Here is a 25948-nt window from a genome sequence, read left to right as displayed (position 1 = left end):
TCCCAGGGGTAAAAAATTATTCTGTTCGTAGGCTCCTGTATTTGCTGCGAGTTTCCTTTGGATTCGCAGTTGCGCCTGTCATCCTTTAATTGAGTACCCATTGACAGATCTGGGTGTTAATTTACTGCCAGCAATTACTGCACAAGATGAATAGGGAGATAGACATCAGGAACAATTGAAAACGATTAGTATAAAATGCAGGTACGCTGATCAGGATATGGATGTAAAATGAGATCAAACTACAAGAGATTCTCTGGACAAAAAAACCTGTGTTGCTTTAATTTTTCGACAAAGACACTGCTGTTAATCTCAGCTATTCGATTGTACTTTATCGTTTACAGAACACTTTTAGTATTTTTATTTATTTATGGAATACACACAAATGTAATCCATATGAAAAAATCACTCATCCTCACAATGGTTTGCTGGCCTAAACACAACTGCCCAGGTGCAGGAATCAAAAGACATTATATATACCTCAATTCGGATGCTGTCGTCTATGCAAACAGAACCCGAATGGTTATTGCGGCAATTCAGGTGTAGGTATTCTCCAGGGTTCAGTGGTAATTGCTCCAAGAAATGCAATAATGGCATTGCGTTCTTCAAGACTTAAATGCAGCCTTTTGATATGGACATCCGTTTTTGGAAACAATGGATCATTCTCATCACCGGCTCCGGCTTTTGGTTGCGGCATCCCATTGTTATACATATTCAATACCCCCTCAATATTATCAAATAATCCATTATGAAACCAGGGACGTGTGCGCAATACATTTCTTAAACCAGGGGTCCTGAATTTACCGACATCTTCCGGTTTTTTAGTCACCATATACCTGCCCAGATCTTCATACTTGGAACGTTTATAATAAGTTAGACCCAGATTATGGAAATCATCATCAGAAAACAGGGGCCCACTATGGCAATTCATGCAACGTGCCTTGGTGCGGAATAAATGGAGTCCATGAATCTGCTGGTTACTCATCCTTTTTTCATTGCCTTCCAAAAAATAATCAAAGTCACTCTTACGACTGGTAAATGTCAGTTCATAACTAGCAATAGCTTTGGCTACCCTTTCCGTGGTAATTCTCTTATCCCCATAGGCAGCAATAAAGAGTGCTTCATACCCCCTGATTGCCTTTAACTTTTTCGGGAGTACCTTCAGTTCCTGGTGCATTTCTACTTTTGAGCTGATTGGACCAAGGAGCTGTTCCTCCAGTGAGCCTGCCCGACCATCCCAAAAAAGGTTTTTGAAAAACCATATATTCTCCAATGATGGCGAATTGCGTTGGTTCGCTGCCTGGTCGTGGCCCAGTGAAACCCTTCTGCCGTCCGACCAGTTCATTTCCGGTGCATGGCAGCTCATACAGGAGATCTGATTGGATCCGGATAGGCGCGGGTCATAAAAAAGTACCTTTCCCAGCTGTACAAGGTTTTTCGTCTCTTTCAATCCTTCTTTCAGGGGAGAGGCTGGGACTACCCCCAATTCTGTCCATTTCACACCACTGTCAATCTCTGGTTTTGGCCAGCCCGACACCGGTCCGCTATAAATTTTCCTGAGTGAATCCAACGGTATATCCACCCCAATCCGGTTGAAATCGCTGAATGATAACTGAATTAATATAAAAAACAATGCACAAATGGCAAATATTATCCTTCTCATGGCAAATTAAAAATAGAGATTAACACTTAACGTGAGGTCTAACCTGCTCCCGGAAGGGGAAAATGCAGATGTTTGAAAATTTTCTCCGGATGTTAAAGTGGACATATAATTAGCGCGGATACCAATCCCTGTGGATGTGTTTTTCAATAGTCTGGACGTGACATACCGCGCATTGAAATCAAGAACACCGGCAGTTGTATCCCAATAAGTAAAATCAGGATACATCACATTGCTGGTAAAGGGAGTTGCAGCACCATTGAAATTCACTTTACCCCCCAACGGCAAACGAAGACCCGGCGCAAGTGTAAGCGCCAGCCTGCTCTGATCCCTGAACCGGTTATAAAAGCTTCCCGTGATACCTGGTTGTATGTACGAGAAAATAACAGCGGAGCTCAGCAGGAGATCTTTCTTCTCCAGTTTGTCATACAATACATCTACTCCCAGTTCTGTCTGCTGAGCAGCAGAGTGACGGTTCAGGATCGAGTACTGAAAGTTGATTTGTTGATGGTCATATTTATACGCGCTTTTTCCATCCTGTTTAAAGAAATTCCTATCGAAGCCATTTTGTAGGAGCAGGAGGAGTTGCAGTTGCTGCCGGTATTTTCCGCTACCTGTTCCTGTCAAAATTCTACCCTTGTAATCGTTCAAAGTAAAGGAACCGATTTTATTGGTATTGGCAGAATTATCCAGGGGATCCAGGTTGTTCTCCAGGTGCTTCTCATAATCAAGGCCAGCGTTGAGATAGCTATTCTCTCCGGTATTGGCGTAACTCAACCCTACACCAGAACTACTGGTTTGGCGTCTCATTCTGAATGCATAAACCGGATACATGTAACCGTAACCCATCATGAGGTAATTGACACGGCTGCCCCCTTCAATGGTTTCCCCGCCTGTATACTGGTCATTTTTATAGCTGACTCTATTGTCCTCTTTTCCATAGGAATAATGGTAAACTGCACCGAATACCTGCTGACCACTTTTATATAAGAGCTGGGGATGAAGCGCGAGCCGGAAAGTCTGTACAGAAGATCGCGGATCAACGGACCTGGCGGTATTGTTATAAAAATAGTCGGCTGCTGCTGCGAGAAAGAGTTGATCACTGACCAGTGCATAGCTGAGCAAACCACCGAAGTTATAGTTTAGCCGCTCAAATTTCCCAGGTTTGGCCGCCGCGAAATAATACGGTGTAGCTCCGTTTGGCACCCCCTGCAAGCTCCAGGCAAGGCTGTCCTCGCTTGTTTTAACGAAATTGAAATATCCCGAAAGTCGGAACCTGCCAATGCTGCTGATACCGCTCGACTTAAAAGTGATCTCCCTGTGCTTTTCAGCAGTTTGCACTGTCCTGAAATGTCCTGTTTGTGAATTGTAATTTGAAGATAGGGTACTGATTTGCCGGAAATCGGAATTGAGCAGGGAAGCCGCATGTTCAGCGGCATCATTCAACCGCCTTAAACTTTGGATCTGCAGATAAATACTGTCAGCAGGAGCCTTCTGTTGCGCAAAAGCTCCTGCTGACAGGTATAAAAATAATAGGGATATAAAAAATTGCTTCATTCAATTAGTTGATAAAAGACGATGCGGATTTTGAAGCATCAGCTCTTGTAAGGGTACTAAAGTCGTTCCCGGAATTATTCGTATCCTTCAACACGATACGTGTACCTACAGTTTTGCTTGTTTTGCGGACAACAGAATTAGATGAATATGATCCCCCAAGTGTATAAGTTTCACCGGCATCAACCAGGTTATTCATATATTTCGGAATTCTGCTGGCCGATACAGAATGGTTCAATCCAACGCCATCGATAATCAGGTTGACAGGAACTTGCGTGTATATTTTGGTCGTAGAAATCACCTGGGTCACGTCAGGAGTAGCATATTGTGTCCATGATTTTGGATCAACTGTCGATTTGAAAATAACCAGGCCATCTCTACCCAGTGCATCTATGACCAGATCACGTCCCGCCATGGCCAAAACAGTCAGATTAGGCACAGCTGGATTATTGAGATCGGAAGAAAGGGGATTAATATCGGTTCTGTCTCCCAGATAAACCTCGAAGTCTGCATTACTTAAATCAACAGTCAGTGATGGATCTTTAACCGTTATCGCCTTACCATCTGCATCTACATAAGGAGCCTTATGGTTAATTGCATTAGCGGCAATAATAATACTTTCTCCCGGTGCAATAGGATATTGTTTACCCGTTCCAGGAATCATAAAAAGAGAAGCCATATAGACATAATCCGTATTGGCGTTACTATTGTTCATACCGACAGATTTTGTCCAGTCGTATTGTCCGCCAGAAAGATAATACGATTTAGTAAAATCGATTTTAGACAGTGCAGTTGTTACGTTTATCGTCTGACCAAAATATAAACTATCGGCATAGATCACCGCATTTGAATTGTTATAGATCTCTACAAACTGATCACGGAAGAGTGCACCGTTGGTTACGTGCGAACCTCCATAATAGATTTGTTTAATCACCAGGTCGCCAATACGCCCCGCCTGCAGGGTAATAGCAAACGATCCGTCAGAAGTAAAACTCTGGCTATTTACTGTACCATTGAAGACCACATCTTCCTCCACGCTGGTTCCTGCTTTTCCGTTATAATCGGCGGCCTTTATAGTCTGCACTGCAGAAACATCATAACTACCCGGAGCAATGGCGGCAAACTCCACTGTACCGGTGTTATTGGTCGTACCATTGTAAACCTGCCCGGTTACCAGATTTGTAGCCTTTACCTGCGCATTTTCCAGACTCAGTTCAAGTAACTTGTCGTCTGTTGTATAGCTTAGATTGATCTTAATGGTTACTGGAGATACATTTTCGACAGATTCATCTTTTTTACAGGCTGTAAACTGCAGCAACAGGAGGATACATAAGTAGCTGATTTTTTTCATTAGAATATAATTGATTTTTTAAAAATTATGAAGCGATCATAAGCTTATTCATTGCTGTTTGTAAGCGCTAGGCTTATGAAGGCTTCATTAGAATATAATTGGATTTTTTAGTAGTTTTTTAGTGTTGTTTTGCCCTTCAAGCTGCATTCAGCGGTTAAAGGTGATGAAGCTATCATCAGCATAGGTATTACTGTTTGTTAAGCGGTATGGGTATGATGGTTTCATTTTACGGTGTGATTAATTAGAATTTAATTGATATTTCGGCCCCGACGTTAACCGGACTATTATAAGTCGAATACGTCTGGGTAATTTCATTATAGTGCCTTGGAATGATATTCAGAAAATTATAGGCAAAAACAGAAACCCTCAGTTTCTTACGCATTTCCTTGGCAATACGCAGACTCATATTGCCATAGGCAAAGGGAGGGCTCTCATTTGTTGTGGCTTTATCGGCTGTTAGTGCCAGATAACCATAATCCTGGTTTGAAGGATCGAAGTTGCTGATTGGGAAATAATTCTGATATTTATCCAGATAGCCAATAGGCTCATTGCTTTTCCCCAGGACACTTGATTTATTCTTCCAGTAAATATCGGCCGAAAGGCTGACTATAAAACCTAGCCTGGGAATATGCGTATCGGTAGTTATTTTTGTGGTGATTGCCATCTGAGATAATTTGGTGGCAGGGTAAATACCATACCAGGCGGTACGTTCAGCCAGGCGGAAACTCTCAGCAACCTCCACTACCCTGTATCCCAGATTATTATAACGGGAAAAACTATAAGAAGTATTCATACTCAAGGAAGTCTGGAGAGAAGGGATTTTTTGTGTACTCACAAACCATTCAATTCCGTAATTGTCCGATTGTGAGCTATTGGTTATCGCATTGTCATATAGCCCGGAATACAATCTATAAGCACCGGTGGTGTAATACTGGGGTTTCTGCCCATCCACCAGCGTATAGCTGTATACCGGTAAGGTAATATTTACAAAATTCTGCAGCGTATTAAATCCATCCCTGTTCTTTTTCCAATAGCCATAAATGGAAGTATTGAAAAAATGATAGCTGGCTGAGGCACCCAGTTCCATCTGGGATGATTTGGAAGGTTTTAAGTCACTATTGTCATGGTCTATCTTCTGGGTATACACCAGGTAAAGGTTTTGGTTCACATTGATATTACTGTTGTATACATTCAACAAAGGAATGTCGAAATACGTTGGCGGAGGATTACGCTGTGACATACCAGGGGATTTTGTAGCGATACCATAGGCGGCGCGCAGAGACCATTTATTGCTCAGTTGGTACGAAGTATTGATACGGGGCTGAATGCTTGCATATCCATTCTGCAGGTCATACCTCATCCCGGCATTCGCCGTCAGCAGACGGTTGAAAAGCATGTATCTGGCCTGTTCCTGCACATAAAATCCGCCGTTGCGAACCGGCTGCTGAAGATCGAAATTATAGGGGCGTTCACTTTTCATACTGCTCCCCCTCGCTGTAGGCGGGAAACCCGGATCGGCAATAATTCCTGCCCCGCTATTCCCAGAGGAATAAAAACTCGCACCTATCGAAGTAGTATGGCTCACCATACCCGTTTTGAAATGATTATCTGCGCTTAGGTTGGCCGAGAAATTATAAGGTTCCCCAATAATATGATCAATGGCAAGATAATTTCCCGGACTGAAATAACCTTCATAGATGCCTGTCGTGTCTTTATCTGCAACAGTCTCTACCGATTTGTTGATCAGATACTGGCTGTAACTCTCCGTATAACCTTTATCATAGCTTATCCCCAACGTAATATTTTTTACAAGAGGGCTTTCCAGTTTCAATGAAGTCCTGTTTTTAAAGGAAATATTTCTGTCCGAAGCAATAGTGGAAGTCTGCTGCTGATCATCAGGATCTACACGTGCAAAATCTTTTTTATAACTGTAGTCTACCGATAGCGTATTGCGTATAGTTTTGGAAAAGTTAGTGGTCCACATCAATCCCCCGGTAATCCGTTTATAATTTTTAAGGTAATTTGTGGGGTCCTGAACACTGTTAAGATAATTCAGGTTGAAGTTCAGTGCCCCCGCCTTTTTACCAAGGCTGATCCCTTTTGAAATGGAATAATTGGTAGAATAACCGTTCAGCCGCATGGTAAAATTAAATGGTGTCTGGCCGGCCTTGCGTTCAATAATAATAGCACCATCAGTAATTTCACTATATTTGGCCGAAGCGACACCTGATACGACCTCGATACTTTCGATATGATCTGCAGGAATATTACGGATATCTATTCCCCCAAAAGGAGAATCGTAGGAGGGGCTAGCCTGATAGGGATCTCTGCGGTTGGTGATTCCCGAATTGGAATAACCGCGTAAACCGACGTTACGGCCCTGCATATTTGCATCATTTCCCTGTCTGAAGCCATCAATAAAAATACCTACCCCCATGGCGTTGTTTGTGGCCTGTACAGGATCCTCTGATGCTGCACTACGGAGTGTAATGCCCTGGCGGTACTGCAGATCCGGGGCAGACATTTTCTTGCCCGGCAGGTTGTTCAGGATATCAGCGAGACTGTACGCCTGCACTTGTTCAATTGCCTGGCGGTCGAAACGGATGGAGGAATTTGAAACATCACTCTGGACTGCCGTAGGACTCACGATCACATTATTAAGTGTAAGGCTCAATTCCTGGAGGACGAACGTATGTACAGTTCGATACGCCGATTTTGAGATTGTTCTATATATGGTTTGTCTTCCTACAAATGATATTTTAAGGCGCAGAGAATCTTCTTTCAGTAATGCAGCACGAATGCTGAATTCCCCATTTTCATTCGAATACGTATCCGCAGCATTGTCATTTACGATGATGGAAGCATATTGGATAGGGTGATGTGCCACATCAATTACACGGCCTCGGAAGGTATTATCAGACTTTTGCGCATACACACCAACCGATAAAAGGGATAAAAGTATAAGTAATTTCGTCAATCTATTTAGAATCTTTCTATGCAAAGCACAAAGAAAAGCATTATTTCTTTATTTAGAATAATTTTATTTAGAAGCATTCTCAATAACTTGTTCATTAGACAGTTAAAAATGATAAAACTGGGGGTTATGTATGCAATCAGGCGATCTTATTCCCTATGATAATTGAATCCTTTTGTATTCCCCCATCTTCTCCTGTTGCCATAAGAATTCAACTTTAGCAAGTAACTCAGTTGAAACAATTGTTGCAGCTGGGTATTTCTCGAACCATTTCCTGCCTGACTTATATTCAATCGCTAATTTAGGCTTAACGAAAAGTACCATTGAGTTGTAACCAGTAAAAATTGGCTAAAAAAAAGGAACCCAAAAAAATCGGGGTTCCCATTCAATAAGCGCTAAAATTAACGGTATGATTCGTTATTGAAAAACCCGGACATAATCTACAATATACTTTTGTGGAAAGACCGTACTTTGATTCGGAGCACCTGGCCAGTTTCCGCCAACAGCAAGGTTAATGAGCAGGAAGTAAGAACGTCTGAATTCGTCTTTATTGGCTCCTGTGGTATCAAAGGTATAAAACTCCACATTGTCTACATACCATTTCAAAGATGTCTCCGTCCATACTAAAGAAAACACATGAAATTTATCAAAAAAATCTCCCGATGCGAGGGTTGTAGAGCCACCGATGTATTGATGTCCGCCATCTTCGTAATGTACTGTTCCGTGAGCGGTGTTATCTTTTCCGGGACCACCGCCTACCATTTCCATAATGTCGATTTCTCCGGAGAATGGCCATGGCGTAGTCCGGATATTTGCACCTAAAGCCCAAAAGGCAGGCCAAATCCCCTGTCCTTTAGGTAATTTCGCTCTGAAATCGATACGTCCATACAAGAAGTCTTTTTTTGCTTCTGTTGTTAATCTGGATGATGTATATTCCCTGCCCCCAAAAGATTCTTTTTTCGCAGTAATGGTCAGGTAACCACCATGTACCCTGGTATTTTCTTTACGGTAGTATTGTAACTCCCAGTTACCCCAACCTTCAGTACCGTTTCCTTCCTCGAAGTTCCAAAACTTAGGATCCAGCTCAGTGCCGTTAAATTCATCCCGCCAAACCAGGGTCATTCCCGGATAACTTTCCGGCGAGACGTAACCTGCATTATCGATCACTTCATTTCTATCAACAGTAATTTGCTTAGTGATTTCCATTGATTGATCACCAGCGTAAGCAATGACTTTTACAGTATAAGTTCCACTTTCCGCATAAATCGTGTAAGCCTTACCATCGGCAGACCTGATACTTTCGTTACTGCCTTGTCCAAAGGAGAACAGATAGCGATCTGCATTACCCGCAATGGCAACGAAATCTACTCTGCCCGAACCATCATCGCTTACATGAGCTGTCAATTGAAGATCAGTAGGCGCTGTTGCACTTGCTTCCTTCTTACAGCTGAGGTTAAGCATCAGTAAAGTCAATATCAGCAACAAGTTTTTAAAAAAGGTATGTGTTTTCATTTCGTCGGCTTTATTTTATGTAAAACGGAATATTCGCTGTAGCCACTTTATTTTTCCCATCAGCAACATAGACAAATAAACGGTAAGCACCTGAGGCTTTAGGAGCTGTCAGGCTAATTTTACCTTTACCCATCTCCTTGTAGGCCATTTTCACTGTCTCTGGTTTATCTTCATGATCGCCACCTTCGCCTACCTTCGTGGCTTCGGGCAACAATTCCCAGTGGTAAATTAACGCATCGTTATCGGGATCAAAAGCATCTATTTCTGCAGTGTAAGTCGTCCCGGGCTTAAGGTAAACGCTTTGATTTGCTCTTTTGCTATCCAACGTAAAACCATAAACATGGGGCGCTCTATTTTTAGGATATGCGCCACTCCAGAGATATTTCATCACATCTATCACCTCACTTTCTTCGCCTTTGGCTGTAAAAAGACCATACCAGGTTGGTGTTCTCTCTTGCTTCTGTCCCCATAAAAACACATACGACCCCAGGCAATTCGCCTTATCTTTTTCCACAGAATAAATATACCTGCTCTTGTAAACAGCTGCTTTTTCACTGCTGGTTTCTTCTACAGGCGCATTCCATTCGGTTTGTAAGCCTTCCCAGTGGCCTGTAGGCCCCCATTCGGTCACCATGTACGGGCCCGTCCAGCCAGCCGATTTAATCCTCGCAGGCAGTACATCCAAATCAGCATAAATATTAATAGACAGGAAATCTAAATCTTTAGCAGTTGCATTGATATGATCGATCTCCTTCTTATTAATTCCGGCAAGCACAGTAGTAGCCGGGTGATTAGGGTCTACTTCATGAATCATCTTTGCGATATCATTCACCGCCTTCCAAACGTTCGGATTTGAGTAGGAAAGATTTAACTCGTTGCCAATTCCCCAGCTTAACATCGCCGGATGATCTTTATACTTCATCACATCTGCTTTTGCTTTCTCGAATTGCTTTCTTACCGCAACAGGATCATCATAATTAAAGCCATGACGTTCCGGAGCTACCCACAGTCCCATCATTACAGTCAGGCCATTTTGCTGTGCAGAATCTAAAATCTCTTTAGCGCCATTGGTACCCCAGGTACGTATCGAGTTGCCGCCATTTGCTGCCACTCTATGAAAGTAAGAACTTCCGCCAGCGCCTTTAACAAAGTAAGGTTTGCCGCCGCGTAATAGCTCAAATCCTTTTTCAGTTTTTTTAACTTCTACTTTAATGGGTTGAAGTTTTTCGCCAGTTGGCAAGGTCTCTACCGCAAACAGGTGGCTACAAACTGTAGCACACATGGCCATAGCGCCATAGAAAATTTTCTGCATAAGTGTTTTGTAATCTTGTTATGCTCATCCCTTCTTTTTAAAAGGGATGAGCATATGGTTTCTATTAAGGATTTGGTGTTAGTTTTCCATTTCTCTCTATTTCAATTTGAGGAATCGGGAAAAGGTTATAGCTTTCTTTATAAACCCTGTTTTCCAACACGACTTTGCTGTATGTCAGGGTACCGTTTGCATTTTTAATCACGTTCATTCTGTAAACAGGTTGATTAAAGTAAGTCATTCCTGTTTTCCAGCGTCTCACATCATATACACGGTGCTCTTCGAAACAAAGTTCTACCCTGCGCTCGTTACGGATCTTAGTACGTAAATCTCCCTGAGAAAAACTTCTGCTTAAAGGTGGCAAACCTCCTCTTCTCCGTACCTCATCCAAGGCATCATAAACAGTTCCATCCGGGCCGCTGAACTCATTTTTCGCTTCAGCATAGTTCAATAGCACTTCTGCATAACGCATGTAAATCCAATCATTGTCACCACCCTGGTACACCGCATCAGAAGTCATATTTTTTTCGTCAATGAATTTACGCAGGCCGTAACCTGTTTTGGTTCTGTCTCCATTGGTACGGCTATTCGCATTACCATCAGGAAAAGCGTTAAGATCTGCACTTTGGAAAGTTTCCACTGTGATCCCTTTAAATTGCGAACCATTCATTAACATTGCTTTATCCAGGCGGGTATCGCGGTTTGCATACGGATTTTGTGGATCATAACCAGAACCAGCTTCCTCAGGACGTAAGCCCGTTGTTCTCATTTCAAAGGCATCTACCAGGTTTTGGGTAGCATGGAAAGCACCCCAGCCACCCCAGCCTGTTGGGGTAAAACTCATGTGTAACATCCAGGCACTTTGATGTGTACGGTTGGGTCGTCCAAATTTTCTAGCAAAAATCACTTCCCTGTTTCCGGTTTTCGTCATAAATAACTGGTAATAATCCGGATGCAACGTGTAAACAGCAGGAGACATATTGATAACCTCCTTAGCTGCTTTTGCTGCGTCATCCCATCTTGAAACCGTGTTGGAAGGGTTGTTAAGTGCGCTGGCATGATACAGTAATACCCTGGCTTTTAAAGCTAATGCTGCACCTTTTGTGGCTCTGCCTAAATCGGCATCCGGATACGTTGCTGATAATACCGCAGCTGCTTCATCGCATTCTTTGATAATAAAAGCCACACACTCATCGTAAGTGTTTCTAGGAACTTCCAGGTCATCATTTACATTCTGTTCTGTGATGATCAAAGGTACTCCACCAAAAGATTTTACTAAATCAGCGTAAGCAAATGCCCTTAAAAATTTAGTTTCTGCTTTCAGGCGATTTCTTAAATCCGTATTGGTAGTTGGTACACCATCTATACGCGCTATTAAAGTATTAGCCTTTCTAATTAAAGAATAATTAACAGCCCACAGCTGTGTACCCATGGAGAAATGTGAGTTCAAATCACCTGCCTGAACCCTGTTCATGGGCAAATCGTTATGTCCTTCAATATCATCGGTCATCATATCCAGGTTGGCAAAACCACGTGCCCAATCCTGGTCGTAACCAAAATCACGGCGTTCGAAACCACTCAACATTGTGCCATAGATATCGTTCACAAACTGAGAAGTAAGGGCAATATCCTGAAAAACGGCAGCATCTGATACGAAATCTATCGGTTTGATGTCCAACAGGTTTTTTTTGCAGGAGGAAGTTGCCAACGTAAACAACATTACGCCAACCAACCATTTATATCTTTTAGTCATGTCTTTTCTTTTAATATTTATTTCAACGATTGGTTATTAGAACTGTACATTAAGCCCAAAAGTGTAAGTCTTTTGTTGAGGATAATACCTACCTATACCATTAGTATTTTCAGGATCCAGATTGATCAAATCGGTAATGGTAAATAAGTTTTGACCCTGAGCATATAGTCTCAAATTATTAGCGCCAATCTTTGACAAAAACTTATGCTTAAGCGTATAAGCAAACTCCACATTCTTTAAGCGCAAATAGCTGGAGTTTTGAACCCAGAAACTACTTACCAAATAATTGTTACCATTAGTGTTCAGGCTTAAACGTGGAAGTGGTGCATCAGGACGTGCTGGTGTCCATCTGTCTAACCATTCTGCATTTACACGGCCACCATTATGGAAGGCCCAGGCTGCGTTTTGAGTAAACAATTGTTGAGACTGTGCCGCTCCCTGCAATAAGAAGTTCAACTCGAAGCCTTTATAATTTACACCACCATTGATACCGTAAAGGATTTGTGGCAATGAACCATTTCCCAAATACGTAATGTCATCATCATTGATGATGCCATCCCCATTAATATCCTGATATTTGATATCACCTGGCCCGGTAGAAGCTAAATACGCATTATGTTTTGCTGAAGCTGCATAATCTGCTTCATCTCTAAAAATACCTATTGCTTTATAGCCATAAATTCCTCCGTTCGGTCTTCCTGTGATACGTCGGTGGTCTGGAATATTTGAGGCCTCGGCAGCCTCTACGATTTTATTTTTTGCATAGGTAAAGTTACCACCAATGAAGTAAGAGAAATTGTCAGACAATTGCTTGTTGTGGTTTAAAACTAACTCCAAACCTTTATTGTCTACAATACCGAAGTTTTCGCTCGGTAAAGCCGCCCCAAAACTCAAGGGAACAGACAATGCTCTGGTTGCCAGGATATCTTTCCTTCTTTCTTTGAAAACGGTTACGTCTATGCTCAATTGATTTTTGAATAATTTAGCTTCGATACCTGCATCCATTTTGATGGAGGTTTCCCAGGTTAAATTTTCATTGGCAATTGCACCTGGTGTTAAACCAGTAAGGAATGTGCCACCAAAAGGATAAACGTTTGGCACCAGGTTATAACGGTTATAGTAACCAAAGCGACTAGGGATACGATCACTTCCCAATGTTCCGTAAGACGCTTTCAGTTTTAAGAAATCCACAAACTTTACATTTCGCATGAAACTTTCCCTGGTCAGTAACCAACCAGCAGAAAATGCAGGGAAATAACCCACTCTTTCTTTTGGAGCAAAGTTTTCTGACTCATCTCTTCTTAAACTCGCCTGAAAAAGGTATTTGCCATCAAAATCGTAGTTGATACGGAACGCTGCACTACGCAAAGCCGTTTTGTCTTCACTATCGCTTAATACTTCATTGAGCGCCGGACCGAAATTCAAAATTTGTAAAGCAGAACTTTCGTAAGAATTTCTGGCTGCATAAATTCCGGTACCCTGATTTTGTTTCTGCAACACCAGTGCTAAAGCAGAAATACCATGTTTTCCAAACCTTCTGTCGTAATTGATATGGCCTTGTAATTCCGTACTTTGACCTTCACCGTATCCTTTGGAAAGTGATGATTTAGACTCTGCGTTGATCGCATAGGTGCCATCATTATTTCTTACATACAGCGGTACCCACTGGTTCCAGGTTTTATTGGAATTGAAGTTTTTATCGAATGCCAGGACACCTTTAACAGACAGTCCTTCTACACCTGGGATCTGTTGTACGACCTGAAAGTTGCTCATAAAGAAATTCGCATTATTTCTGTTGTAGCCGCTTTCTTCGCTAATTAAGGCCAGGGGGTTGGGGTATACCCCTGGTGCAGCCAGTAGTCCGTTAGAGAATCTTGCGGGTTGCACTGGCGGATTACGCATGGTATGCTCAAAAATATTATCTACACTTGCTGGCGGAGATTGCTTGTTTTCTACCCTTCCAGATAAGTCGACAGAGATTTTGGTAGTAGAAGTGGCCTGGATATCGATGTTACTTCTAACATTGTATCTATTGTAATTCAATGATTTATACAAACCATCTTCATTAAGATAGCCAAAGGATGTGAAGTATTTGATTTTTTCGCTGCCACCAGAAAGTGACAGATTGTGCTGCCTTCTTGGTGCAGTACCTCCCAGCACTAAATCCATCCAGTCGGTGTTTGGGTCTGCATCAGGGTTTGATCCATTTCTAAAAGACTCCAAACGCTCTAAGGAATATTCGGGCGTAGCTAAAGGATTGTCGTTTAACTTCGCTTCGTTGAATAATGTTGCGTATTCGTAAGAACCTAAAGCATTTGGTAATCTGGTTACTTTTGAGAAACCATAATTGAATGAATAATTTGCACTCAGCTGGCCGGCTTTACCGCGTTTAGTCGTGACTAAAACTACACCATTCGCACCTTTGACCCCGAAAATTGCTGCCGAAGAAGCATCTTTTAGAATGCTTACGCTTTCGATTTCATTGGGATCCATCTGACCGAAATCACGTCCGGTGCGGACTATACCATCAATTACAAACAAAGGCTCCATGCTGCCACCACCAAAAGTAGAGTTACCTCTGATGAAAATCTGCGTACCATCGGCACCTGGCTCTCCGGAAGGTTGTTTCGTAATCACCCCCGGCGAACGACCGGCTAAGGCATTACTCAAATCGCCAACAGGCGTTTGTACCAATTGCTTGTTGTTTACGGTAGAAACAGAGCCGGTTACGTTACTTCTTTTCTGCGTACCAAAACCTACGACCACAACGTCATCTAAGGTATTAGCGGCATCATCCATTACGATGTTAACGACTTCCGATTTGGTCACAATAATTTCCTGGCTGATCATCCCGATAAATGAGAAGACTACGGTTGTACCAGCTTTCGGTACTGTGATGGAATATTTACCATCTGCTATGGTAGAAATACCTTTGGTTGTTCCCTTGATCATGACCGAAACACCCGGAATTTCTTTTCCTGTTTTGTCCCTAACCATTCCTGAAATGGTGATGCTTTGGGCAAATGCCTTTGGTAAGGCAACCGAACAAATCAGTATTACGATTAATAGTCGAATTCTTTTCATATTTATATTTGGCTTCAATTAAATAATAATAAAGTAGCTGCTTATTTCTTCACAAAACGCATGGTATGTACTGCCTCATTTACCTTTCCAGAGCGCAATACCATTTCATTTGCCGTGATAGAAATAATGCGGTAATTGTTAGAAGAAACATCGGTCACACCAATAAATCTATTTGGCGGTGTATTGGGAATAGTTATGGTAGCAATGCCTGCTCCTTCCACTGCTGTAGCAAATGTAAAAGCAGATTCATAAGATCTATCGCTACCGCAGTTATAGCTAGGTTCTACATTTCCACCGTTAAAAGTTGCGCCATGAGCATTATAAACAACTTTAAAGGCATTATTTGCAAATGAGAAAGTGTAATCGTCATCTAATTGACAGGTAGCCAATGAGCCACCTCCAAAATATTCAGATGGATTACCTTCCGTACCGACAATAACTGGTGCAGTGGAACCCCCGTCTAATTTCCAGGCATGGGCAGTTAATAATTTAAAATTTTCATTATTCAAAGTTGGTGTGAAATCATCCTGGTCAACCACTACTGGTTGTGTAGCTATATCATAGCCACCTTCGCCGTAAGCATACAATTTCACATTATAGGTTCCCTTAGAAATAAAATAGGCTTCGATAGAGGAACCGCCAGATTTCAGGCCTTCATTTAAGCCGAAATCCCATTGATAACGATAAGCATCCTGGGAAGTACTTTCTAAAAGATAGGTATTTAATTTACCCTGTACCTGACTCACTTTAAAAGAGGCCTTTGCTGAGGTACCTAATTTGCTGGCGTACTCTTCTTCTTTACAGCCAAAGCTTAAGAGAGAAAAGAGTACGACCAGCGGAAGACAATATTGCCTTACACACAATTTGTAATTCATACGATTTAAATATTTGGTTAATGGATTTGAGGCAAAATTATCCTTAAAACCTGGGAGCTTCCAAATTTCCAGCCCCTACAAAACTACATCAAAACCGCTTAAACTGACGGGAATGCCAGTTTAGGCCTACTACATTTGGAGTTAGAAAGATTTTACCTACTTTTATTTTGATAATGAAAAGCCAAATATTTTACCTACTCCTTTTTTCTCTGGGCATACCGGGTTTTGCACAAAATCCTATAGGAATGCCAGATATTGTAAATTACGACAATACCACTTATAATGCCGGAACTCACAATTGGGATATCCAACAAGATCGTAACGGTGTCATGTACTTTGCCAATGATGAAGGGGTACTTACGTTTGATGGCAGCCGTTGGAAAATATATCCATTACCCAACAAGACAATTGTAAGGTCTATCAAAATAGGTTTCGACAAAAAACTATATGCCGGAGGTCAGGGCGACTTTGGCTTTTTCTCTCCAAACAGCAACGGAAAGCTGATTTTTACGAGCCTGAAAGAGAAAATACCCAAAAAGCATCAGTCATTTGCTGATATATGGAACGTGCAAAGCATTGGAACCGCAATATTTTTCCGTGCGGAAAACAATATTTTTAAATGGCAAAACGGAAAAATCACCGTTTTAGAAACAAAAACGAAATGGCTTTACATGGGAATGGCCAACAACACCATTATTGCCCACGAAAAAGATAAAGGGCTGTTAAAGCTTTCAGGGAATAATTGGCTCCCTCTCTTAACAGGTACCCTCCCTTACGATTTCATGGTAAGCTCCATTTCCCAATTTGGAAAAGACACCATTTTAATGAGTTCGTTTGCGCATGGCTTACACACCATTCAAGGTGGAAAAATTACTCCGCTAAACCCTGCCGCAAAGATCTTAAATATTAGTAGTGCACGTAAAATAGATGATCATTCAATCGCTATAGCCACACTTTACAACGGCTGTTATCTGATGGATACCCGCGGGAAAGTAATTTATCATATTTCCAAAGGCTCCGGATTGCAAAACAATGCCATCATCAGTGTCTTTAAAGACAGCAATAAGAACATTTGGCTGGGCCTTTCAGATGGAATCAGCTTTATTGCCAACAACAATGCCATCAAACACATCAATCCAGCAATCTTTGACAATGCTGCAGGCCATACGGCTATCATCTACAACCATACCTTTTATGCCGGTTTGTCGAATGGTTTCTACAGTCTTCCTCTGGCTGGTGAAACAGATATCAGTACAACCCAAAATAATTTTGCTCCCGTACCCAAGGCTAACGGACAGGCCTGGGGAATGAACATCGTTCATGGGAAATTATTATTGGCCAGGCACGAAGGTGCTTTTGAATTGACCGCAAAAGGAACTCAACCTATTTCCAGTGCACAAGGCTATTGGAATTTTTTAAGTTATCACCAAGCAAATACCACCCAACCAACTGTGCTTGCCGGCAACTATAATGGTATTTCCATTTTAAATTACGTAAATAATACGTTTAGGATAGTTGGAAATATTGCCAATTTTAGCGAATCCGCCCGATTTGTCGTAAGCGACGGAAAGAATAACGTTTGGGTTTCTCATCCTTATAAGGGGGTTTATAAAATAGCATTGGCGAATATGCACACCAAAAGTGTAACACTTTATACCGATAAAAAAGGCTTGCCATCTACCTTTAATAACCACGTTTACCAGGTTAAAAATAGAATTGTAGTAGGTACTGAAAAAGGTGTTTATGAGTATAACATCCATAAAGACAGTTTTGAAATTTCGAGCTATTTTGCACCTGTTTTTGGCAAAAAATATGTGAGATACCTTAAAGAAGATGCGCAGGGCAATATCTGGTTTATTGAAGAGAAGAAACTTGGCGTAGCACAGTACAATGGCAAAACTTACAAGCTACTCTACATTCCAGAGTTAAATGGCAAAACTTTAGGCGGTTTCGAACACATTTATAGTGTCGACAAAAACAACTTATTTGTAGGTGCACAAAAGGGATTCTACCATATCAATTACGAAAAATATTTAGCTAATGCAGGCAAACAGCAAGTGCGCATCAGTTTGGTTAAAGCTTTCGGAAAATCAGATATAGGATTGTTTAACGGTTACTTTGGCAACGTAAATGAAAATTCGAAACAAAACGAAGTGCCGAGAATTAAACATGGCTGGAATTCTTTTCACTTCGAATATTCTTCTACCATTAACAGGAACAAGGAAAATACTTTCTATAGTTGTTACCTAAAAGGATTTGATGAGAAGTGGTCGGCGCTCGACAAAAAGACAGAAAAGGATTACACCAATCTACCAGCGGGGCATTATACCTTCATGGTAAAAACACAGGATAACCTGGGCAATGAATCGTCCGTAGCCACTTATGAGTTTGATATTCTGCCGCCCTGGTACCAAAGCATTGTGGCCTACCTGGTGTATGGCTTAATTCTCTTAGGCATTATTTATCTGGTATATAAAAGGCAACAGAGAAAAATCATGAACCAGCGAATTGCTTTTCAAAAAGAACAGGAGCATATCAAATATATGCACCAATTGGAGATGGATAAGTCTGAAAAGGAAATCATCAACCTTAAAAATGAAAAGTTAGAACTTGAAATTGAAACCAAAAACTCGGAATTGGCTTCCAACACCATGCATTTGGTACAAAAGGCAGATATGATGTCCAAGATCAAGAATGAACTATTCAAGCTTAAGAATGAACTTAAGGATGATACCCAAACTGCTGACTTTAACAAAATCATCAGACTGCTCAATGCCGAAGAAAAATCTGATGAAAGTTGGGAACAATTTTCTGTCCATTTCGATAGAGTACATGTAGATTTCATCAAACATTTGAAAGACAAATTTCCGTCGATAACCAGCACTGAGCTACGCTTATCTGCCTATCTTAAAATGAACCTTTCTACTAAAGAAATAGCTACACTCATGAAAATATCGCCCAGGGGTGTAGAAGTTGGAAGGTATAGGTTAAGAAAGAAACTGAATATTGCAAGTAATGTGAATTTGTTTGAGTTTTTTAATGCGGTATAATAGACTGCTTAAAAATGAATAAATCACCGAAAACTACCGGATCAATGCCAAATGTTGTGGAGCAGGGATTAAAAATATAGCTTTGTAATTTTACCATACCCAATAAATATTTATGCCGTCCGCTACGACTTCGTTCCTAAAATCATCTCGGATCAAGATCAAAAATGTGGGCAGAGGCAAGATGTTCAGCTTGAAAGTGTTGAACTTTCCCGATCTGATCAGGAGATGAAGACCTGTTGTGTTTTATACTCCATTACCCTGTCTCGAATAAACTGATTCAAAATCCGTCCAGAAAGAGGAAGATATACAAATTTTGATCCTGAAGATACGACACCTTTTATTTAACTATTGGTTAATTTCAAATCAGCGGATGTCAGCTGTATTAAAAATACAAAATCAGACTGAAATTTTCTCGATCCATGATCATGGAAATATGGAGGATAACCGGATCTGCATTGATCAGAAAACACCTCAATCAGGTGATATATGTCGACCATTGTGCCGGGCTCTGTATAAGAATTGATAATTTTGCGTTTTTAGGCTATTTAAAGCTTTGCTGCGCGCTTAAATGCCAGCATTTACATCATATCATGTGCTGAATTATTAATTCGCTCAGCGGTCATTATACGAAGTATTTTCATCTTGTGCAAAACTAGCAATAGTTTGTGATTGGGTATATTTAGACCTTGGTAATGGTTCTGGAATTTTTCTATACGTCCTCGGGCAAGCTGCGTGTCAGCTGCGAGTTGACTGCGACTTTTGAGGGGGTAAAAATAACTAGTGATTTTTACACGGACTTTTCACGGACATAACATACACCTGAGTCGCTCTCTGACCGGGGACGTACCGGACAGATAGCGAGTACAATTACTTAAAATTTGTATTCATTTGATTTAAATTTATGATCATAAATTGATATTTAAATAATTAATAATAGATCAAATATTGCTTATTGGAAATTATGATAAGCATGAAAAATCTAAACGGGTTCCCGATTTAAAACCAATCTCCTTTTTTTGAGGCCTCGTATTGGCTTCCCGGTACTGTGGGAGCACCGTTGATATTTTTGCGCAAGATGAATGTGAAAGAGTAAAAAATGGTGATCAATTCTTAATTCCAAAATGAACAGAATCCAATCGACCATAAATTTTGATATATTTACGGGCATTGCAATTAAACAAAAGGGTGTTAATTAAGGTATGCCATCAGCTAAATTAAAAGTTAAACTAAAACGAATTTGGAGTTACTGCGCTGCAATTATTCTTAGTACAGCTTGCTTTTTTGGGGGTATCTTGCGTTGCAAAATGCTAACATGCAAGCAAGAGATCTAGACAGCTATGAAGGTGTAATTATTGATAAGGGAATTACCTTTACTAAGTCTAAAATGCCTGCCAAAGTCTTTTTCTTTAGAATTGATGGACTCAATCAAATATTAGCCACTTATAACCCATCTAAATCTTATAATAAATTAGATAGTGCTTTGAATCTAGGCGATAACGTTAAGGTCTATTATAAACATGCCTTGTCAACTGATCCGAACATAGAAACATTTCAAATAGAAAAGAATGGCGTAGTTATTCTGAACGAATCTAGTTTTCGAAGTAAAGAATTTATAGCAGCTGGCATGGCATTAATCGGAGGAGTTGTAATTCTAGCACTAAGTTTTCGAGAAGACAAAAAGTACTGGAAAAAAGAAACTCCAGGTGCAATTAAAAAAAATACTCTACTACCGGATATTAATAGCGTCAAACAATAAGTACTTTCGTAGTCAAAGAAGAGAAAAACTATTTATTGTTACATTTGAAATATTGGCAATTGTCCAGATTTCGAAGTACCGCCAGCATTTAGCATCCGAAAGGGCATTTCTCGAACCGTTTCCTGTCTGATTTATGTTTAATCAGTGATTTGGTAAAATCGAGTTAGCTTTCCATCGTTATATAATGAAACTCCTGGTCTTGTGTTGTATTTACAACTAAAACATACTGTGAAATTTCCTTATCTATTCCAAAATCAGAAACCGTAAAAACCTCATCGTTATCGGGATAAAAACCAATTCGTCTTAAGTCTAAAATAGATAGTAACTGTTGGTCTTTCTTTAGACTTTGGTCTGTTTTCGAGAGAAGAGGCACTAATTCTTCATCAACTTCTTCAAGGTGAAAATCTAGAAATTCTTGCACATCATTTCCAGTTTTGAAATCATCTTGAATGAAACCATTTAGTTTACCAACGAATTCAGGTAATTTTTCAAGTATAGCATTAACTGTTAATAGCCGGCTTTCTGCTATTGAAGTATTATCAAAGTTAAGATCTAGCTTTATCTGGCGACCTTCAAACTCAATATCTATCGAATAATATTCTTCGAGTTCGTTAGGTTTTAATTCTTCAAAATAACATATTTTCATCTCATAACAGGTTTTAATGGTTATTTAATTTATCCTCAATAAGCTTATTAATTCTTTATTCTTCCTTCCCTTTCCTGCTGAAAGTGTCACTTTTGATAAGTGCCTTGTAAAGTTTTTCATTACCATCTTGTTCATATACACAGATAGTCATACAGAAGATTGCTAATTCTCATTTTTAATACAAGCTGTTAATCAGCTCTAAACTATAGGTTACGTTTCATATTAGCAAGTGATACCGCTCAATTCCAACGTAATAAAAATGGACAACGAAATGACTTATTGGAGAATGGCGCCATCCACACCTCCACCACCCATCAATGACGTATTTGCAGCATTGACTATTGCATCAACATTGCATTTCTTGATCTCACCTTTAATCACCTTAATCCTGTTCTTCATTGCTATAAAGCTAATTAAACTAATAAATCCCTCACCTCCATTAAAGCAAAGCCCAAAAGATTCAATCCCAACCAACGGTTTGGATTTGAAGCATCTGCATGATCCTGAGCCAGCCCGATTCCCCAAATACGATCTACGGGGCTGGCCTCTACCAAAATCTTATTCCCTGTCCCCAATAAATATTCGGACAGTTCTGGATGTTGTTTAAACTTATGAAGATTCCCTGCCTTAACAATTTCATACCTTTCAGCCGTCCAGATCTCATCATCGAACCCCGAAATTCTCCTGCCAAGATCTTTTACTTCACCGGGTTTATCCGAAATCACAATTTTCCCGAAGATCTCTAAATCCCCGAATAACAGCGCTTTTTTTGCCATCATCCAATGCTCAGCTGTATTGTAGGTTACCCCATCCACCGCAAACGGCGACTCATACCACTGACTAAAACAGAATTTACCAATCGCTTCATTTGATTTATTGGTGTGTCCCCAGAAATAAAGAAACTTTAAATTCTGATGATCTGTCACCACATTATTAAGCCATTCTATATCGTAATACATTTTAGTAAGTTTAAGGTCTGTTAAATTCTATAATATCTCGGTCATTAAAATAGCTTCCTGGGCTTTAACCAATTGTCTGATTTCGGACAAACTGGTTTTTTTAATCAATTGACCATCTTTATACACCACCTGCAGCAAAGAATCGGCTTCCTCAACCACATTACACTGATCTTTGGTGATATACTGGTCTTCTACTTTCCGCAGACTAAGCAAACCTTTATGAGATTTCTTTTTGTGGTCTGTGATTGGATCTTTTTCAATTTCTCTTGGCACTCCATTCACTTCAACATAAGTAGCTTTGATTGCAAAGCCTAAAGTGTCTCTGCTGTGGTTTCTTAAAATTCCACCCACACCGATCACGAGATTACTGGCTGCATAGCCCATTTCTTTTAAACGGTCTAGTGTGCGTACATATCTTTCCAAGTACATCCCGTCACCGTAAATCAGGCCTACTTTAGGATTCAGAACTTTATATCCTTTGTTATTCAGGTTGCTTCCAAATTTCTCATCCAGTAAACGAATGGCACCTTTCCACTCATTACTGCCCTGTTCAGCCTCAGGATTACCACAAATGATATATTCCGGGTTTCCACTATCGGGTCTGAATACAACTTTACCATCCCTTTTAAGAATATCCTCTTTAAGGATCTCTGCAAAATCTGTCAGTACTTTATAGACATCGAAAGTATCAGATACAATAGAAACAATGCCAGTAGGATAGAGTTCCAGCATGTGTCTGAATGCACCGATCTCATCTTCTCTTCCAAAAGAACACATCACACTGTGTTCACTTGCAGGTACAGAAAGTAAAATAGGTTCGCCATTCACATCTGCATTGTAGAATTCTACCGCACAAGGCAAGGCTGGCACATTGTCACTTCCCAAAAAAGAAAGCAGATGCGCCACCCCACTAATGGCTGCACCTTCTTCAGAAGCATCACCACGATATCCGAAATCATGCACCTGGAAATCTTTAGCGGGAGCCATTGCCTCTTCGTCAGTTTCATTAAAATACCTGTTTACAATTTTACGGTATTGGTGACTGCAGGTAGCCACCGTAATGGTATACCACAATTTCAGTAGTAAACTCTCCATAAAACCCACCACCCAGTAAAAATCAGGATGCGTGTTGGTAATGGTCATCAGCACATTCCGCACTGGCATAATGGTGCCTTCTTCAACCGCTTTAATTTCAATAGGCAAATAACCCAATTGGCACAGTGCCCTGATTTTAGCTTCAATTTCTTCAGAATTACTTCCGAGGATCATTTTGCGGTAGGTTAAAAACTCCTCTCCCATTGCCGGAGTAAGGGGTGCTGATAAATATTTTTTGATAAAATATTGCAACCCGAAGAAAACAGTCTCATCAAAGTTTTTGTCGCTGCGTGCTGTTAAGTAAGAATATACTTTATTACATCCTGGGGCATACTGTTCCATATGGCCCATTTTATATACATCTGTTTGTAAAAGGATATTGTTCATGATTGTAGATTTTTAGGGTTGAAAAACATTTATAATGCTATCAGATTGGCCAATTGGATTCTGCTCACCAGCGCTGTTTCTGTATCTTTTATGGAGTCGGTGGTGTAGATATGGTCAATCCATTCGCCCAATTCCGAATCTCCGCGAGACATGATGCCATGCGATACGATGAGGCTTACTTTACCGGCATTACGCTGTTTCAATTCTTTAGCCACACCGATGAAGGTAGCACCACCATCACAGATGTCATCGATAATGAAACAATCTTTACCTTGAAGATCTTCCTGATCTACTGTAATCTGCTTAATCCGTCCGTTGCTTACATCACGTACTTTATTGCACAATACGATGTCGCTGGTATAATTTAAAGCCTCAGCCAGCTTATAGATCTTTTTCAATGCGCCAGCATCCGGAGAAACGAGTAAATAATCCGCATGGTCTTTTAATACTTCTTTTGCCAGTGTATAATTGCTGATCAGTTCGCAATTGTCCAGTAATGCCAATGAAACTTCCGAATGCACATCAAACACATATACTTTTTCAAAACCGCAGCTGTTGATCAGGTTACCTATCACTTTGACAGACAATGGTTCGCCGCTAACCATGACCCTGTCCTGGCGGGCATATGGCAGATAAGGGATCAATACGCTGATGGTTTTACAGCCGCTTCTGCGTAAAGCATCTACTGCCAGTAAAAGTTTCATCACCTCATTGGAGTCATTAAGTCTTGTGGAAATCAGAACTTCATCTGCACTGTCCTGTAATTTGATGTGCACCTCGCCCCCACTAAACAAAAAGCTCTTGCTGTCTATCTCTTCAATTGAAGATGGAAATGGGTTGAATCCGGTTGATAAGTTTAATGTTTTCATACATATTTGCGTTACAATGACACAAATTAAATACTTATATTTTTCTTATCCAAATTAATTTGTGTTTATTTTACACAAATTAATTCTATATGAGTTTATTTAAATCAAAACCATTGACTTTCAACTGATTGTACTTATCACTATCAAATGAATAAAGTTTACCAGGTCGGCCGGCTGTCACCGATGGCGCTTTTTCATCCAGTTCAATCACCAAGCCCAGGGACATCATTTTGCGTTTAAAATTGCGGCGATCAATCTCACGTCCCAACAATAAAGTATACAGGTGCTCCAGGTCAGAAAAAAGGAATTTACGATCAAGCAGTTCAAAACCAATGGGCTCATAAATAATTTTAGCCCGTAGTCGTGCTATAGCCTTTTCTACAATGTCTTTATGATCAAATGCCAGTGCAGGCAACTCATAGATGTTAAACCAGGCAGCCTCAGCTGCATCGGTAGAAGCAAAAAGACTAAAATCGGCAGACTTCACCAAACCAAAATAAGAAACAGAAACAATGCGCATCCGTGGATCACGGTCTGGCTTTCCAAATGTAAACAGCTGCTCCAGATAGTTAATCGATACCCCCGCCTCTTCCCTTAGTTCACGCTCTACAGCTTCCTCCAGCGTTTCCTGATTCAAGACAAAGCCTCCAGGCAATGCCCACTCATTTTTAAACGGCTCTATTTTACGTTTGATCAATAAAACAGAAATACCATTTCCCTGATTGTACCCAAAAACAATGGCATCAACAGTAACTTTAATCTCTTGTTTTATTTTGAAAGTAGTCTTAGTCATTTGAATAGTTGGCTTCCCGCAAAGGTATAGATTTAATAAAGAAGTGATGTTTTTACTTTTTCGTCAGAGATATTTTTATTTATATAAAGGGAACGTATCAGAAATATATGGTTGGGAATTCCCTTCATCAAAAATTTGAATCAATCCATTGGAAGATACCTTAATTGCCAGCCCATTAGCAGAAAGCACCGGTGCAGCAGACTCACCTGTCCCAGCAATTCCATTAACCTGAGCTTTACTGATATCAACAATAACTCCCATGTATAACAAATCTCCATTTTTACCTAAGCACCAAATATAGAAATCCATCTTAGTTTGCTCCAC

18 protein-coding genes are annotated in these 25948 nt (G+C 40.5%); 2 read left to right on the top strand and 16 right to left on the bottom strand.

The window, feature by feature from the left end; all coding sequences use genetic code 11:
• Positions 1-520: 520 nt before the first annotated feature.
• The 9 genes from ACSBL2_RS05955 to ACSBL2_RS05915 form a co-directional block, all read right to left on the bottom strand.
• Positions 521-1660 carry a cytochrome-c peroxidase gene (locus tag ACSBL2_RS05955; protein ID WP_442590755.1) on the bottom strand — a complete coding sequence of 380 codons (1140 nt, stop codon included), beginning with the start codon at positions 1658-1660 and terminating at the stop codon, positions 521-523.
• A 6-nt stretch (positions 1661-1666) separates the two neighbouring features.
• Positions 1667-3214, bottom strand: a complete 1548-nt coding sequence (locus ACSBL2_RS05950; protein ID WP_442590754.1) for a DUF6850 family outer membrane beta-barrel protein — start codon at positions 3212-3214, stop codon at positions 1667-1669.
• A 4-nt stretch (positions 3215-3218) separates the two neighbouring features.
• The gene (locus ACSBL2_RS05945) at positions 3219-4562 is read right to left on the bottom strand and encodes a DUF4876 domain-containing protein (protein WP_442590753.1); all 1344 of its coding nucleotides are present in this window, start codon (positions 4560-4562) and stop codon (positions 3219-3221) included.
• 241 nt (positions 4563-4803) lie between these two features.
• Complete coding sequence (locus ACSBL2_RS05940) at positions 4804-7539, bottom strand: TonB-dependent receptor (protein ID WP_442590752.1); 2736 nt, start codon at positions 7537-7539, stop codon at positions 4804-4806.
• Positions 7540-7953: 414 nt separating this feature from the next.
• On the bottom strand, positions 7954-9048 hold the full coding sequence (locus ACSBL2_RS05935; protein WP_442590751.1) for a family 16 glycosylhydrolase: 1095 nt from the start codon (positions 9046-9048) through the stop codon (positions 7954-7956).
• Positions 9049-9058: 10 nt separating this feature from the next.
• The gene (locus tag ACSBL2_RS05930) at positions 9059-10360 is read right to left on the bottom strand and encodes a glycoside hydrolase family 2 TIM barrel-domain containing protein (RefSeq protein ID WP_442590750.1); all 1302 of its coding nucleotides are present in this window, start codon (positions 10358-10360) and stop codon (positions 9059-9061) included.
• Positions 10361-10424: 64 nt separating this feature from the next.
• Complete coding sequence (locus ACSBL2_RS05925; protein WP_442590749.1) at positions 10425-12110, bottom strand: RagB/SusD family nutrient uptake outer membrane protein; 1686 nt, start codon at positions 12108-12110, stop codon at positions 10425-10427.
• 36 nt (positions 12111-12146) lie between these two features.
• Complete coding sequence (locus ACSBL2_RS05920; protein WP_442590748.1) at positions 12147-15194, bottom strand: SusC/RagA family TonB-linked outer membrane protein; 3048 nt, start codon at positions 15192-15194, stop codon at positions 12147-12149.
• A gap of 41 nt (positions 15195-15235) precedes the next feature.
• Complete coding sequence (locus ACSBL2_RS05915; RefSeq protein ID WP_442590747.1) at positions 15236-16069, bottom strand: hypothetical protein; 834 nt, start codon at positions 16067-16069, stop codon at positions 15236-15238.
• A 173-nt stretch (positions 16070-16242) separates the two neighbouring features.
• Between ACSBL2_RS05915 and ACSBL2_RS05910 the strand changes: the two genes are divergently transcribed.
• Complete coding sequence (locus ACSBL2_RS05910; RefSeq protein WP_442590746.1) at positions 16243-19119, top strand: ligand-binding sensor domain-containing protein; 2877 nt, start codon at positions 16243-16245, stop codon at positions 19117-19119.
• A gap of 1312 nt (positions 19120-20431) precedes the next feature.
• Positions 20432-20875: a hypothetical protein gene (locus tag ACSBL2_RS05905; RefSeq protein WP_442590745.1), complete on the top strand. Its 444-nt coding sequence runs from the start codon at positions 20432-20434 to the stop codon at positions 20873-20875.
• A gap of 163 nt (positions 20876-21038) precedes the next feature.
• Here the strand turns inward: ACSBL2_RS05905 and ACSBL2_RS05900 are convergent, their stop codons facing one another.
• The 7 genes from ACSBL2_RS05900 to ACSBL2_RS05870 form a co-directional block, all read right to left on the bottom strand.
• Complete coding sequence (locus tag ACSBL2_RS05900) at positions 21039-21521, bottom strand: DUF2004 domain-containing protein (protein ID WP_442590744.1); 483 nt, start codon at positions 21519-21521, stop codon at positions 21039-21041.
• Positions 21522-21797: 276 nt separating this feature from the next.
• On the bottom strand, positions 21798-21920 hold the full coding sequence (locus ACSBL2_RS05895) for a macro domain-containing protein (protein WP_442590743.1): 123 nt from the start codon (positions 21918-21920) through the stop codon (positions 21798-21800).
• Positions 21921-21934: 14 nt separating this feature from the next.
• A complete protein-coding gene (locus ACSBL2_RS05890; RefSeq protein WP_442590742.1) occupies positions 21935-22480 on the bottom strand; it encodes an NADAR family protein in 546 nt (181 codons plus the stop codon).
• A gap of 27 nt (positions 22481-22507) precedes the next feature.
• A complete protein-coding gene (locus ACSBL2_RS05885; RefSeq protein ID WP_442590741.1) occupies positions 22508-23962 on the bottom strand; it encodes a nicotinate phosphoribosyltransferase in 1455 nt (484 codons plus the stop codon).
• A 29-nt stretch (positions 23963-23991) separates the two neighbouring features.
• Positions 23992-24831: a ribose-phosphate diphosphokinase gene (prs, locus tag ACSBL2_RS05880; protein ID WP_442590740.1), complete on the bottom strand. Its 840-nt coding sequence runs from the start codon at positions 24829-24831 to the stop codon at positions 23992-23994.
• 85 nt (positions 24832-24916) lie between these two features.
• Positions 24917-25624, bottom strand: a complete 708-nt coding sequence (locus tag ACSBL2_RS05875; protein ID WP_442590739.1) for an NUDIX hydrolase — start codon at positions 25622-25624, stop codon at positions 24917-24919.
• A 75-nt stretch (positions 25625-25699) separates the two neighbouring features.
• Positions 25700-25948, bottom strand: coding sequence for a hypothetical protein (locus tag ACSBL2_RS05870; RefSeq protein ID WP_442590738.1), 249 nt, complete (start codon positions 25946-25948; stop codon positions 25700-25702).

The organism is Pedobacter sp. AW31-3R (assembly GCF_052180285.1).
Classification (GTDB): Bacteria; Bacteroidota; Bacteroidia; order Sphingobacteriales; family Sphingobacteriaceae; genus Pedobacter.
This window is presented reverse-complemented; position numbering and strand designations above follow the sequence as displayed.